Source organism: Arthrobacter sp. CAN_C5 (assembly GCF_017875735.1).
GTDB lineage: Bacteria > Actinomycetota > Actinomycetes > Actinomycetales > Micrococcaceae > Arthrobacter_D.
Genome location: NZ_JAGGMZ010000001.1, coordinates 3,773,701 through 3,787,743, shown reverse-complemented (window position 1 = coordinate 3,787,743; position 14,043 = coordinate 3,773,701). Strand labels below are relative to the sequence as shown.

The window sequence follows — 14,043 nt, the reverse complement described above, 5'->3', positions numbered from 1 at the left end:
TGTCTAGCTTTTGTTGCGCCGTTCGCGCGACACCGCAGTGACTGAGCACCGCAGTATTCGAGCACCGCAGGAATTGCTTGTTAGCAGGAGGGACAGGGTCTGCAGCCCTGAGACGAATGAAATTTAAGAACCTTTTCAAGGGGCCCATCTTTTGGATCGTGCTCGCCGTCGCGGCGTTGCTGATCATTTTGCCCAACCTGTTCAGCACCAGCAGCTCACGGGTGGATACCAATGTGGGCCTCGACCTCCTGAATGACAACCAGGTGGAACAGGCGAAGATTTACGACGGCGACCAGCGGGTCGACCTCACCCTGCGTGAGGACTACGAAGACATGGGCCGGAGCGTCCAGTTCTTTTTCAGCACCGCCCGGGCCGAAGACGTGGTGGCAGCAATCAACACCTCCGACGTCGACGGCTTCACCGACCAGCCTGCCGAAAGCAACTGGTTCACCGGTTTCCTCGGCCTGATGCTGCCGCTGCTGATCATCGGTGCCATTTTCTGGTTCCTGCTTTCCCGTATGCAGGGTGGCGGGTCAAAGGTGATGCAGTTCGGCAAGTCCAAGGCGAAACTCGTGTCCAAGGACATGCCCCAGGTCACCTTCAACGATGTTGCCGGTGCCGACGAGGCGGTCGAGGAACTGCACGAGATCAAGGAGTTCCTGCAGGAACCCGCGAAGTTCCAGGCTCTCGGCGCCAAGATCCCGAAGGGCGTCCTCCTGTACGGCCCACCAGGGACCGGCAAGACCCTCCTGGCCCGGGCCGTGGCTGGCGAGGCAGGGGTGCCGTTCTACTCCATCTCCGGCTCCGACTTCGTCGAAATGTTCGTTGGCGTGGGCGCTTCCCGTGTCCGTGACCTGTTTGAACAGGCCAAGGCCAACTCCCCGGCGATCATCTTTGTCGACGAAATCGACGCCGTCGGCCGCCATCGTGGCGCAGGCGTCGGTGGCGGCAACGATGAGCGTGAACAGACACTGAACCAGCTCCTCGTCGAAATGGACGGTTTCGATGCCACCTCCAATGTGATCCTGATTGCCGCCACCAACCGGCCCGACGTCCTGGACCCGGCGCTGCTGCGCCCCGGCAGATTCGACCGGCAGATCGGCGTCGAGGCACCGGACATGCTGGGCCGCGAGCACATTTTGACGGTGCACTCCAAGGGCAAGCCGATGGCGCCCGGAGTGGACCTGAGGTCCGTCGCCAAGAAGACCCCCGGGTTCACGGGCGCCGACCTGGCGAATGTTCTCAACGAGGCTGCCCTGCTGACCGCACGCTCCAACGCGCAGCTGATTGACGATCGAGCCCTCGATGAGTCGATTGACCGGGTGATCGCGGGTCCGCAGAAGCGCAGCCGGGTGATGAAGGAACTCGAACGCAAGATCACCGCCTATCACGAGGGCGGGCACGCACTGGTAGCCGCAGCCCTGCGCAACACGTCGCCGGTCACCAAGGTGACCATCCTGCCGCGTGGACGGGCACTGGGCTACACCATGGTGCTGCCCAGCGACGACAAGTACTCAATCACCCGCAACGAACTGCTGGACCAGTTGGCGTACGCAATGGGTGGGCGGGTTGCCGAGGAGATCGTGTTCCACGACCCGTCGACCGGTGCGTCCAATGACATTGAGAAGGCAACCGCCACCGCCCGGAAGATGGTGACCGAGTACGGAATGAGCGAGCGGATCGGCTCGGTGAAGTTGGGCCAGGGCAGCGGGGAGCCCTTCCTCGGCAGGGACATGGGCCACGAACGGAACTACTCGGACCATATCGCCTACATCGTCGACGAGGAGATCCGCCGCCTGATCGACAACGCCCACGACGAGGCGTACGAGATCCTGACCGAGAACCGGGACGTGCTGGACCGGGTCGCGCTGGAACTGCTGGAGCGGGAAACCCTCAACCAGGCCGAGATCGCCGAGGTCTTCACCGAGATCCGCAAACGCGATATCCGCGACGTCTGGCTGTCCAAGGATTCCCGCCCGGTGCATGCCCTGCCGCCCGTGGTGTCGAAGAAGGAGCGCCAGGAAGCCAGCGAAGCCGGGGAACCAGCCCCGGAGACTGTGGCACCGCAGGATCAGATAGCCGACGCCCAGCTTGTTGGCGACTTTGATGTCCACGGATCAGAGTTGCCTTCCCCCGAGACCGGTGACGCGTCGACCGGTGGGACGGGCGCCGGCGGACCCCGCCCCTAACGGGCGGACCGGGGGCAACGCGTAGGATTACTTCAGTGACAGATTTTGACGATGAAGTATTCTCCGCGGCCCTCGTAGCGGCTGGGTCGCCGGTGGACCAACCGAGAATCGAGCGCGCAGTGCGCGAGATCCTTGCCGCCATCGGTGAAGACCCTGACCGCGACGGCCTGGTGGAAACCCCGAAACGGGTGGCGAAAGCCTATGCGGAGTTCTTCGCCGGGCTGCATCAGGACCCGGCGGAGATCCTTTCCACCACCTTCGAGATCGACCATGAAGAGCTGGTCCTGGTGAAGGACATCCCGTTCTACTCGACCTGCGAACACCACCTCGTTCCGTTCCACGGTTCAGCCCACATCGGGTACATCCCCTCGGCTGAGGGTAGGGTCACCGGGCTGAGCAAGCTCGCCCGGCTGGTGGAGGTGTTTGCCCGGCGCCCCCAGGTGCAGGAGCGGCTCACCACCCAGATCGTCGAGGCACTCATGACGCACCTGCAACCGAAGGGTGCGATTGTGGTGGTGGAATGCGAACACATGTGTATGTCCATGCGCGGCGTGCGTAAACCTGGCGCCAAGACCGTCACGTCGGCGGTCCGCGGCCAGGTGCGGGACCCCGCCACCCGCGCTGAAGCCATGAGCCTGATACTCGGAAGATAGGACCACATACCGATGGATTCACTTGCAGCGGCGCCGGGAACCGGGCCCGCCACCTCCCCCCTTCCCGTCCTGCGGGTCTCGAAGGTAGCGAAAACCTTCAAAGACCTTCCGTCCGGCCGTTCCCTGGTCATGGGGGTCCTGAATGTCACCCCCGACTCCTTCAGCGACGGCGGCCGTTTCGCCAGCACCGACGATGCCATCTCCGAGGGCCTCCGGATGCACTACGCGGGCGCAGACATCATTGACGTGGGCGGCGAATCGACCCGACCCAACGCGGATCAGACGAGCCCCGACGAGGAACAGCAGCGCATCCTGCCGGTGGTCGCTGCACTGGTGAAGGCGGGAGCACTCATCAGCGTGGACACCATGCACGCCTCGACCGCAGCCAGGGCGCTGGACGCCGGGGCCGCCCTGGTCAATGACGTGTCCGGCCTGGACTACGACCCGGCCATGCCCACCCTGATCGCCGAACGCAACGTCCCGTACGTGCTGCTGCACCGTCGAGGCACCGCAGCGACCATGGGTTCACTCGCCCAGTACGGGGAGGTAGTGGACGAGGTTATCGCCGAACTGATGACGGTCCGGGATGCTTTTGTCGAGGCCGGAGTGGATCCCGGGATGATCATCCTCGACCCCGGTCTGGGTTTTGCGAAGAACGAGGAGCACAACTGGGCGATTCTGCGCGCCGTGGACCGGTTCACGGCGCTGGGCCACCGGGTCCTGATCGGGGCGTCTCGCAAACGCTTCCTCGGCACGCTGCTCACCTCGGCTGGAAAGGCCGCAGCACCCCAGGAACGCGATTCGGCGACCGTTGCCGTCTCCGCTCTCGCGGCAGCCGCGGGCGCGTGGGGGGTCCGGGTGCACGACGTCGGCCCCAACCTGGATGCCGTCAAGGTTTCCGCCGCGTGGACCGACTAGGCCGGGCCAATGACAACCGTCCAGCAGGACACCATCACGATCACCGGCATCACTGCGGTCGGTTTCCACGGCGTATTCGATTCCGAGCGCCGGGACGGCCAGCCGTTCGTCGTCGACGTCGTCCTGCACCTGGACCTCCGCGCAGCCGGAACCACCGACAATCTGGAAGCGACCGCCCACTACGGCGACGTGGCCGAGCAGGTGGTTGCAGCGGTCACCGGTGAACCGTTGAACCTCATCGAAGCGCTGGCCGATCGAATCGCGGCCGGCCTGCTCGCCGGGTTCCCGGCAGAATCGGTCCAGGTGACCGTGCACAAGCCAAAGGCCCCCATCCCGGTGCCCTTTGGGGACGTCTCCGTCTCCATTGTGCGCACCCGGATCGGTCAGGGATCGTTGTGACCGACAGGGTGCGGTCAGTGCTGGCGCTGGGGAGCAACCTCGGCGACAGCCATGGCACCCTGTCCCTCGCCGTCGCGGACCTCGTGGACAACCCGCGGGTCCGGCTGCGCGAAGTCTCACCGGTGGTACGGTCCACCGCTGTTGGCGGCCCGGAACAGCCCGACTACCTCAACATGGTGATCGAGGTCGAAACCGACCTCAGCCCCTACGAGTTTCTTGCCCACTGCCAGGCCGTCGAGAATTTACACCACCGGACCCGGGACGTCCGGTGGGGCCCACGTACGCTCGACGTGGACATCATCACCTTCGGCGACTACACGTCCGACGACGAACTCCTCACCCTCCCTCACCCCAGGGCAGCCGAGCGTGCCTTCGTCCTGCAGCCGTGGGCGTGGATGGACTCCACGGCGCGGCTCGGCGGACGGCTGGTGACCGAACTGGTCGGCGGTACCGCCGACCACGCGGAAATCCGGCCCTACGAGGGGGCCGATACGCCGTGGGCACTGTAAAGTTCAGCTGGCTGGCCGGCTTCGGTGTGGTCGCAGCGATCGCCGGCTGGGTGGTGAACTGGTGGGCCAACCGCAACGGTTTCCCGCCGCCGACCCTCCACCTGAGCTCACTGCTGACGGTCGCGGCCATCCTGACCATCACGCTGATCTTTGGCTTCCGGGTGCTGCGCTGGCGCAACGGCCGACGCGACCGTGTGCTCAACCCGATCCTCGCCGCCCGCACAGTCGTCCTGGCGCAGGCCACCGCCTACGCGGGCGCGCTGAACACGGGGTGGCACCTGGGCATCCTGGTGGACCAGCTCTCACTGGTAGCGGTGCGCGGTGTCACCGGGTCGCTGTGGGGGACCCTCGTGCTGGCTGGTAGCGGTATCGTGATGATCGTCGTCGGTCTGGTGGTGCAGGGATTCTGCCGGCTCCCGCCCGACGACGAAGCGGACGGTCTCGACCGCAACGGTAGGCGGAATGACGAGGGGGAGTATGCGTAAGGAACCAATTGACCCGGATGGGCTGGAGTGGAAGCGGGTATCGCCGAAGTATCTGACGGTCCGGCTGCTCGGCTGGGTGGTTGGCACGGTCATCAACCTCGCGATCTTCAGCATTCCCCTGATCCTGGTCCTCACCGACGTCTGGTGGGGTTTCCCGCCGCTGTGGGTTGCCTGGGCCCTGCCGATCATCACCCTGGTGGTCTCTGTGTGGCGCGGAGTCCTCATTCCCCGCCAGGTCGCCGCGATCGGCTACGCGGAACGCAATGAGGATCTTTTGATCCGCACCGGTGTCTTCTACCAGCGCACCATGGTGGTGCCGTACGGCCGGATGCAGTACGTCGACGTTGCCGTAGGTCCGATCGACCGGGCCTTCGGTCTGTGCAGCCTGAAGCTGCACACCGCCTCCCCGGGCACCAACGCCTCCATTCCGGGGCTGCCAGGCGACGAGGGCGCCCGCCTCCGGGAGCAACTGTCTGCCCGCGGTGAGGCGAAGCTGGCCGGACTGTGACCACCCACGATCAGGCGCCACCGGACGGCCCCGCCGCCCCGGATCCGACCCTCCTGGCAACGTCAGAGGACCAGTGGAGCCGCGTTCACGTCATTTCCCCGCTGGTACGCGGGTGGATTGCCCTGCTGGCCATCGCCTTCTTCGCCGGGCGGGACCTCTTTGAAGGCGCCCTGGTGGGCGAAGAGTCGCCGGGCCTGTCCGACGGCGGCGTCCGGCTGCCCTGGACAATTGCCATTATCGCCGGCGTGGTGGTGTTGGTGGCGGTGGGCTTCATGCTGTCCTGGTATTTCACGCGGTACCAGGTAACCGAACATCATGTGAGGGTTAATTCGGGCGTGGTGTTCCGCCAGAACCGGCAGGCGAGGCTGGACCGGGTACAGGCGATCGACGTCGTCCAGCCGTTCCTCGCGAGGGTGTTCGGACTCGCGGAACTGAAGTTCGAAGTGGCCGACGCCGGGGAGTCCGCGGTCAAGCTGGCCTTCCTGAAACTCAGTGACGCCCAACGTCTTCGTGCAACCATCCTCGCCCGTGCCGCGGGGGTCAGTATCGACCCCGAGCATCCGGAGGACATCCAGGAGGCGCCGGAGCGGGAAGTACTGGCGCTGAAGCCGGGCCGGGTGATCGCCTCAACCCTGCTTTCCGGGACAACCATTTTTCTCATCTTCGGGGTGGCGGCGGTGGTGGTGTTCGCCGTGACCCTCGATGCGGCGGCCCCGCTCGCGGTCATCATCCCGCTGGGCCTTGGTGTAGCGGGTGGCTACTGGAGCAGCATCAAGAACGGGTTCAACTTCCGGGCTGCCATCTCCCCAGACGGTATCCGGGTCCGATACGGCCTGCTCGATACCCGGACCCAGACCGTCCCACCCGGCCGGATCCAGGCCGTGGGAATCAGCCAGTCACCACTGTGGCGTGCCAAGGGCTGGTACCGGATGACCGTGAACGTGGCGGGGTACGGGATTGCCGCCACCGGTGACGCCCAGGCGCGGGCCACGCTGCTGCCGGTCGGAACCCGCCAGGACGTCCTGCAGCTCCTTGCCCTGGTGCTCCCGAATCCTGGTATCGACGAGCCGGTCGAGGTTTTCACCGCCGGGATGGAGGGCAGGGACAGCCTCGCCGGATTCCTGACCACCCCGCGGCGGGCACGCTGGATCGGACCATTTGAATGGCGGCGTAACGGATTTGCCGTCACCGATACAGCGCTCCTGATCCGCTCCGGGTTTTTCTGGCGGAAGCTCGCTGTGGTGCCGCATGAGCGTACCCAGTCCCTGGCCCTGCAACAGGGTCCGGTGTACCGGCGTTTTGGGGTCGCCGACCTTCTGCTCCACACCACTCCTGGACCGGTCAGCCCACGAATCCAGCAGGTTGATGAGGAGACCGCCTGGCGGCTCTTCCACGAACAGGGCATCCGGGCCGCCGAGGCGCGCCGTCGGAGTGTGCCCGAGCAATGGATGAGACCCGTGGAGGTGGCCGAGGCGACGCTCATGCCACGCGCGCCGTCGTACACGGACCCCGACCCCGGGGAAGCCTCCGCTCCTCATCCGGTGGAAGCTCACGATCCTCACCCGGTAGAAGAGCGGCCCGCTCCGGCGGAACGCAGTGGAGACACCCCTGATGGCCAACGCTAGCGGGAGCCGACGTCCAGGCAGGCTCGGGGTCGGGATCATCGGCGCCGGGAAGGTGGGGGCGGTCCTTGGGGCCGCGCTGCGCGCTGCCGAACACGCCGTGATAGGCGTCTCGGCTGTCTCCGAGGCAAGCCTCGAACGCGCAGAGATGTTGCTGCCCGGCGTACCCGTGCTGACCATCCCCGAAATCATCGAACGGTCCGAGCTGGTACTCATCGCTGTCCCGGACGATGCCCTGCCCGACCTGGTGGACGGCCTCGCCAAGCTGGGGGCCTGGCAGCCCGGGCAGCTCGTCGCCCACACCTCCGGCCGGTTCGGTATCTCGGTACTTGAGCCGGCCCGTGGAATGGGTGCCATTCCGCTCGCTCTGCATCCCGCCATGACCTTCACCGGTATGAGCCTCGACCTGGCCCGGCTGCCCGATTGCAGTTTCGGAATTTCGGCACCGTCAGCGGTGCTCCCCGTTGCGCAGGCGCTCGTGGTGGAGATGGGCGCCGAACCGGTGGTGATCGACGAGGCCCACCGGCCGCTCTATCACGCGGCGCTGGCGCACGCCTCGAACCACCTGGTGACGATCACCGCCCAGTCAACGCAGCTCCTCACGGACATCGGGGTCGAGCAGCCGCACCGGATGCTCGGTCCGCTGATGAGGGCGTCGCTGGAAAATGCGCTGTCTGCGGGAGAGGGTGCCCTCACCGGGCCGGTCGCCCGGGGGGACACCGGAACAGTTGAAGCCCACCTCTCAGCGCTTGAAGACCACACGGCGGCGGACATTCGGGCCGCCTACCGTTCACTGGCTATTGCCACGGCGCAGCGCGCGGTGGACCGCGGGCTGCTCAGCGAGGCACAGGGGAGCGCCATCACCCGGGTGCTCGCTCAGTCCCAGGAGGAAACTGATGAGTGAAACCGTGATGCCTCGCGTGGTGAAGACCTCGGCTGACCTGAGGTTGGCCACCTCCGAACTGCTCGGCGGGCACCCGGCGACCAACCATGCCGATCAACAGCGAAGCCTCGGGTTCGTTCCCACGATGGGCGCCCTGCACGAGGGCCATGCGGCGCTGGCGCGGGCTGCCCGGCGGGACAACGAGGTGGTCGTCGCTTCAATCTTCGTGAACCCGCTGCAGTTTGGTGAGCCGTCAGACCTTCAGCGCTACCCGCGGCAGCTGGAAAAGGACCTTGAACTACTGGCTGGCTGCGGGGTCGATCTGGTGTTCGCTCCCTCGGAGGAGGAGATGTACCCGGCCGGCCCACCACTCGTCACGGTGAACTCCGGCGAGCTGGGGCAAAAGTTTGAGGGCGCAGCCCGACCGGGACACTTCGATGGAATGCTCACCGTGGTGGCGAAGTTGCTGCACCGGGTAGCTCCAGGAGTGGAAGCAGCCTATCGGTGCTACTTCGGCCAGAAGGACGCGCAACAGCTGGCACTGATCCGTCGGATGGTCAACGACCTGGATTACCCCGCCGAGATCATCGCGGTTCCCACTGTCAGGACCCCCGCTGGATTGGCCCTCTCCAGTCGGAACCGGTTCCTTGAGGCGGACGAGGAGGACGCCGCCCTGGTGCTGTCCCGTGCCCTCCGCCTGCTTGTCGACCGGGCCCGGCGCCACGAGCCGTTGGATATCGACTCAGCCGTGGCGTTGGTCACTGGCCAGCCAGAAGTCAGCCTGGATTATTTCGAGGTCGTCGACCCGTCGACCCTTGAGCCGTTGGCATTCAACTGCAAGGATAAGCCCTTTACCGGGGAGGCACTTGCCCTTGTTGCGGCCAGGGTGGGTTCGGTCCGGCTGATCGACAACGCTCCCCTGGGGCAGTAGGCCCGGCCGTCAGGCGCCCACCAAATGCGTGCGGCGGAGCCTAGCCGGTACCCTTATATATCGTGACCACAGATAATTCCAGCACCGCAGTAGACTCCGTCGTGAATGATGGCGTGGGCAACGCCGACGAGACCACCGAACAAATGCGCATCCGCATTCAGAAGCGCGAGCGGCTGATTGACCGTGGCGACGAAGCGTATCCGGTCAAGCCGGAGCGGACGCACTCCCTTGCACAGCTGCGGGCCGATTTCGGTCACCTCGAGGCAGAGGAGACCGCCGGTGAGGTTGTCTCGGTGGTAGGACGGGTCGTGTTCGTTCGCAACACCGGAAAGCTCTGCTTTGCCACCCTCCAGGAGGGAGACGGCTCCCGTCTGCAGGCCATGCTCAGTCTTGCCGAAATCGGGGAACAGTCCCTCGCCGACTGGAAAGCTCTGGTGGACCTCGGCGACCACGTCGCGGTTCATGGCGAAGTGATCAGTTCCAAGCGTGGGGAACTATCCGTCATGGCCGACGGGTGGTCGATGGCGTCGAAAGCACTCCGCCCGCTACCGACCCTGCATGCCGGTGTCAACGAAGAGACCCGGGTCAGGCAGCGCTATGTCGACCTGATGGTGCGTGCTGAAGCCCGCGAAATGGTGCGCACACGCGCAGCGATCGTGCGTTCAATCAGGGAAACATTGCACTCACTTGAATATGTTGAAGTGGAAACACCAATACTTCAGCTGGTCCATGGCGGCGCTGCTGCACGACCGTTTGATACCCATCTGAACGCCTTTGACCAGAAAATGACGCTCCGCATTGCGCTTGAGCTGTACTTGAAGCGGGCTGTCGTAGGCGGAATAGATAGGGTCTATGAGATCGGCCGTATTTTCCGGAATGAGGGTGTCGACTCCACCCACAGCCCGGAATTCACCATGCTGGAGTGCTACGAGGCGTACACCGATCAGTTCGGAATGGCGGAGCGGATGAAGGAAATCATTCTGAATTGCGCCGACCTCCTTGGCTCCCGGACCATTGAAACCGAGGCCGGCATCATTGACCTCGACGGCGAGTGGCGGTGGCTAGGGGTGTACCCGGGTCTTTCGGAGGTAGTGGGGCAGGAAATCACGCCGGACACCACTAAGGATGAGTTGCGGGCTATTGCCGAAAAGCATGAGGTGCAGGTTGCGCCGGAATGGGGCAGCGAGAAACTTGTTCTTGAATTGTTTTCGGAACTGGTTGAACCGACCCTGATCCAGCCGACCTTCGTCTATGACTACCCGCCCTCCGCGCAGCCCCTCGCCCGGCCACACCGTGAGGATCCCCAACTCATTGAGGCGTGGGACCTCATCATTGGTGGCATGGAACGCGGGACCGCATTCTCCGAGCTGATCGACCCGGTCATCCAGCGCGAGCGGTTGGTTGAACAATCACGCCAGGCAGCAGCCGGTGACGATGAGGCGATGCAACTGGACGAAGACTTCCTGCGGGCGTTGGAGTACGGGGCTCCGCCCATGGGCGGAATCGGCCTGGGCATTGACCGGCTGGTGATGCTCTTCACCAATGCGGGTATTCGGGAGACCATCCTCTTTCCCATTCTGAAACCGGTTGGAGATAGTCGTGCTTGAGTATGTTGCGGTATTGCTCCCGTCGATTGCAGTAGGAGTGATTTTTTTCTTTGTCATGCGTTCAATTTTCAACGCAGATCGCACCGAACGTGAGGCAATGGCCAAGGCTGATGAACAGCATGAGCAGCCGGACTCTGAAGCAAACGCCGCACCCGCTGATGAGGATCGGCCCGAGCCGTCACGGTGATCGCGGTTCTGCCGGTATTCCGACAAAAGTTTGTAAACGTCTTCTTTGTCCTGTGCTTTGACGATTAGTGTGCGACAGGCACATAATTAGGTGGACATAACAATTCACCAAAAAACGCAGGAGCAAACTGTGGCACAAAAAGTAAAGATCCTCCTGATCGATGACCTCGACGGTGGAGAAGCGGATGAAACTGTACGTTTTGGACTTGATGGTGTGCAGTATGAAATTGATCTTTCAAAATCACACGCGAAAGAACTTCGCGGCGCATTGAGCAATTACGTCTCCGGCGCCCGTCGAAGCAGCCAGGTCAAGGCGAGGGTAGCTACGCCAGGCCGGAACCAGGAGGCAGCCCAGGTTCGTGAGTGGGCGCGGGCGAATGGTTACAACGTCTCGGCCCGAGGCCGTGTCAACAGCGAAATCGTCGAAGCGTACCGCGCCGCGCAACGCTAAAGAGTCACCGGGCTGCGTCCCTGAGGGGCGCAGCCTCAGGTGGGTGTGATATCTCGCCTGTGGCGAACACGCTCCAAAAGCCAGTGCAGGACACGTAGCATCGAATTACGCGTTAGCTAGGAGTGTGCCCCATGTTTGAGAGATTTACCGACCGCGCCCGTCGTGTTGTTGTGCTGGCCCAAGAAGAGGCCCGCATGCTCAACCACAATTACATCGGCACCGAGCACATCCTGCTCGGTCTCATCCATGAGGGAGAAGGCGTCGCCGCAAAGGCGCTGGAGTCCCTCAGCATCTCCCTTGGCGCCGTCCGCGAACAGGTCCAGGAGATCATCGGCCAGGGGCAGCAGGCCCCTTCAGGCCACATCCCGTTCACCCCACGGGCGAAGAAAGTCCTCGAGCTTTCCTTGCGTGAAGCCCTGCAGCTCGGCCACAACTACATTGGCACCGAGCACATCCTGCTCGGCCTCATCCGCGAGGGTGAGGGTGTTGCGGCCCAGGTGCTCGTCAAGCTTGGCGCGGACCTGAACCGTGTCCGTCAGCAGGTCATCCAGCTGCTCTCCGGTTACCAGGGCAAGGAGCCGGCTTCGGTCGGCGGCCAGCAGCAGGAAGGAACGCCGGCAGGATCGGTTGTGCTTGACCAGTTCGGCCGTAACCTCACCCAGGCAGCCCGCGAGGGCAAACTCGACCCGGTCATTGGACGCGCCCTGGAAATGGAGCGCGTGATGCAGGTGCTGTCGCGCCGCACCAAGAACAATCCCGTCCTCATCGGTGAGCCAGGTGTCGGCAAGACAGCTGTGGTTGAGGGACTCGCCCAGGCAATTGTCCGCGGAGACGTCCCCGAGACCATCAAGGACAAGCAGCTCTACACCCTTGACCTCGGTTCACTCGTCGCCGGCTCCCGGTACCGCGGTGACTTCGAGGAGCGTCTGAAGAAAGTACTCAAGGAGATCCGCACCCGCGGTGACATCATCCTGTTCATCGACGAGATCCACACCCTCGTCGGGGCAGGGGCCGCCGAGGGAGCCATCGACGCCGCGTCGATCCTGAAGCCCATGCTCGCCCGTGGGGAACTGCAGACCATCGGTGCCACCACCCTCGACGAGTACCGCAAGCACATCGAGAAGGATGCCGCCCTGGAACGTCGGTTTCAGCCCATCCAGGTGCAGGAACCCTCCGTCGCGCACACCATCGAGATCCTCAAGGGCCTGCGGGACCGCTACGAGGCACACCACCGCGTATCGATCACCGACGAGGCGCTGACCTCGGCCGCAACCCTGGCTGAACGCTACATCTCTGACCGGTTCCTGCCGGACAAGGCTATCGACCTGATCGACGAGGCCGGGGCACGCCTGCGCATCCGTCGGATGACCGCGCCCCCGGAGCTGAAGGAAATCGACGATCGGATCGCCGACGTGAAGCGCGAGAAGGAGTCGGCGATCGATGCGCAGGACTTCGAAGGAGCCGCTTCGCTGCGCGACAAGGAGCAGAAACTCCACGATGAGCGGATGGAGAAGGAGCGCCGGTGGAAGTCCGGTGGCCTCGACGACATTGCCGAGGTGGATGAGGAACTCATCGCCGAAGTACTTGCCAACTCCACCGGCATCCCCGTCTTCAAGCTCACGGAAGAGGAATCTTCACGACTGCTCAAGATGGAGGACGAGCTGCACAAGCGGGTCGTCGGCCAGAATGACGCGATTAAGGCCATCTCGCAGGCAATCCGCCGGACGCGGGCAGGCCTGAAGGATCCGAAGCGCCCCGGCGGCTCGTTCATCTTCGCGGGCCCCACCGGCGTCGGCAAGACCGAACTTGCCAAGGCGCTTGCTGAATTCCTGTTCGGCGACGAAGACGCACTGATCACCCTGGATATGTCCGAGTACTCGGAAAAGCACACGGTGTCACGCCTCTTCGGTGCCCCTCCCGGATATGTCGGCTATGAAGAAGGTGGACAGCTCACCGAGAAGGTGCGGCGTCGTCCATTCTCAGTGGTGCTGTTCGATGAGGTAGAGAAGGCCCACGCCGATCTATTCAACTCGCTGCTCCAGATCCTTGAGGATGGCAGGTTGACTGATAGCCAGGGCCGGGTGGTGGACTTCAAGAACACCGTCATCATCATGACCACCAACCTGGGTACCCGGGACATCTCCAAGGGCGTCATGACCGGTTTCCAGTCCGGCACCGACACCACCACCACCTACAACCGGATGAAGGCGAAGGTGACGGAGGAGCTCAAGCAGCACTTCCGCCCAGAGTTCCTCAACCGTGTTGACGACACGGTGGTGTTCCCGCAGCTGACCCAGGACGAGATCGTCGAGATCGTCGACCTGTTCCTGGAACGGCTGGGGAAGCGGATGGCGGACAAGGGTATGAGCATCGAGCTCACACCCGCCGCGAAGGTGCTCCTGGCCACCCGGGGGTACGACCCATCGATGGGTGCTCGGCCGCTACGCCGCACCATCCAGCGCGAGATCGAGGACCAGCTTTCCGAAAGGATCCTCTTCGGGGAACTGAAGTCCGGAGAACTGGTTTCGGTTGACATTGAGGGTGAGGGAGATGAAGCACGCTTCACCTTCGTCGGCCACGGTGCTCCGAAGGAACTCGAGGACGCACCGGCAGCGATTGAGGCCACGGTCCCCGAGTAGGCTCGGGCCCACACGCGAAACGCGATGAAAGCCCCTGGCCGGCACGAGAGTGCCGGCCAGGGG

General features: G+C 63.9%; 14 protein-coding genes. All 14 read left to right on the top strand.

Going from position 1 to position 14,043, the window contains the following annotated elements:
* Positions 1 to 116: 116 nt before the first annotated feature.
* The 14 genes from ftsH (at position 117) to H4V95_RS17655 (ending at position 13,980) form a co-directional block, all read left to right on the top strand.
* On the top strand, positions 117 to 2,189 hold the full coding sequence (ftsH, locus tag H4V95_RS17720) for an ATP-dependent zinc metalloprotease FtsH (protein WP_196866747.1): 2,073 nt from the start codon (positions 117 to 119) through the stop codon (positions 2,187 to 2,189).
* A 35-nt stretch (positions 2,190 to 2,224) separates the two neighbouring features.
* Positions 2,225 to 2,842, top strand: coding sequence for a GTP cyclohydrolase I FolE (folE, locus tag H4V95_RS17715; protein ID WP_196866746.1), 618 nt, complete (start codon positions 2,225 to 2,227; stop codon positions 2,840 to 2,842).
* Between the two features lie 12 nt (positions 2,843 to 2,854).
* Positions 2,855 to 3,760: a dihydropteroate synthase gene (gene folP / locus H4V95_RS17710; protein WP_196866745.1), complete on the top strand. Its 906-nt coding sequence runs from the start codon at positions 2,855 to 2,857 to the stop codon at positions 3,758 to 3,760.
* Positions 3,761 to 3,769: 9 nt separating this feature from the next.
* Entirely contained in the window at positions 3,770 to 4,159 is a 390-nt protein-coding gene (folB, locus tag H4V95_RS17705; protein ID WP_196866744.1) for a dihydroneopterin aldolase, read from the top strand.
* Positions 4,156 to 4,668: a 2-amino-4-hydroxy-6-hydroxymethyldihydropteridine diphosphokinase gene (gene folK, locus H4V95_RS17700; RefSeq protein WP_209731198.1), complete on the top strand. Its 513-nt coding sequence runs from the start codon at positions 4,156 to 4,158 to the stop codon at positions 4,666 to 4,668. The genes folB and folK overlap by 4 nt, the downstream gene beginning before the upstream one ends.
* Entirely contained in the window at positions 4,656 to 5,153 is a 498-nt protein-coding gene (locus H4V95_RS17695; RefSeq protein ID WP_196866742.1) for a DUF3180 domain-containing protein, read from the top strand. The genes folK and H4V95_RS17695 overlap by 13 nt, the downstream gene beginning before the upstream one ends.
* On the top strand, positions 5,146 to 5,661 hold the full coding sequence (locus H4V95_RS17690; RefSeq protein WP_196866741.1) for a PH domain-containing protein: 516 nt from the start codon (positions 5,146 to 5,148) through the stop codon (positions 5,659 to 5,661). The genes H4V95_RS17695 and H4V95_RS17690 overlap by 8 nt, the downstream gene beginning before the upstream one ends.
* Positions 5,658 to 7,286, top strand: a complete 1,629-nt coding sequence (locus H4V95_RS17685; protein WP_196866740.1) for a PH domain-containing protein — start codon at positions 5,658 to 5,660, stop codon at positions 7,284 to 7,286. Before H4V95_RS17690 ends, H4V95_RS17685 begins: the two co-directional genes overlap by 4 nt.
* A complete protein-coding gene (locus tag H4V95_RS17680) occupies positions 7,273 to 8,187 on the top strand; it encodes a Rossmann-like and DUF2520 domain-containing protein (protein ID WP_196866739.1) in 915 nt (304 codons plus the stop codon). Before H4V95_RS17685 ends, H4V95_RS17680 begins: the two co-directional genes overlap by 14 nt.
* On the top strand, positions 8,180 to 9,097 hold the full coding sequence (gene panC, locus H4V95_RS17675; protein ID WP_245345764.1) for a pantoate--beta-alanine ligase: 918 nt from the start codon (positions 8,180 to 8,182) through the stop codon (positions 9,095 to 9,097). The genes H4V95_RS17680 and panC overlap by 8 nt, the downstream gene beginning before the upstream one ends.
* Before the next feature lie 143 nt (positions 9,098 to 9,240).
* Positions 9,241 to 10,704: a lysine--tRNA ligase gene (gene lysS / locus H4V95_RS17670; protein WP_209731418.1), complete on the top strand. Its 1,464-nt coding sequence runs from the start codon at positions 9,241 to 9,243 to the stop codon at positions 10,702 to 10,704.
* Complete coding sequence (locus tag H4V95_RS17665; protein WP_196866738.1) at positions 10,697 to 10,891, top strand: hypothetical protein; 195 nt, start codon at positions 10,697 to 10,699, stop codon at positions 10,889 to 10,891. Before lysS ends, H4V95_RS17665 begins: the two co-directional genes overlap by 8 nt.
* A gap of 129 nt (positions 10,892 to 11,020) precedes the next feature.
* Positions 11,021 to 11,341: an Lsr2 family protein gene (locus H4V95_RS17660; RefSeq protein ID WP_171584970.1), complete on the top strand. Its 321-nt coding sequence runs from the start codon at positions 11,021 to 11,023 to the stop codon at positions 11,339 to 11,341.
* Between the two features lie 131 nt (positions 11,342 to 11,472).
* Complete coding sequence (locus H4V95_RS17655) at positions 11,473 to 13,980, top strand: ATP-dependent Clp protease ATP-binding subunit (RefSeq protein ID WP_209731197.1); 2,508 nt, start codon at positions 11,473 to 11,475, stop codon at positions 13,978 to 13,980.
* Positions 13,981 to 14,043: the final 63 nt, after the last annotated feature.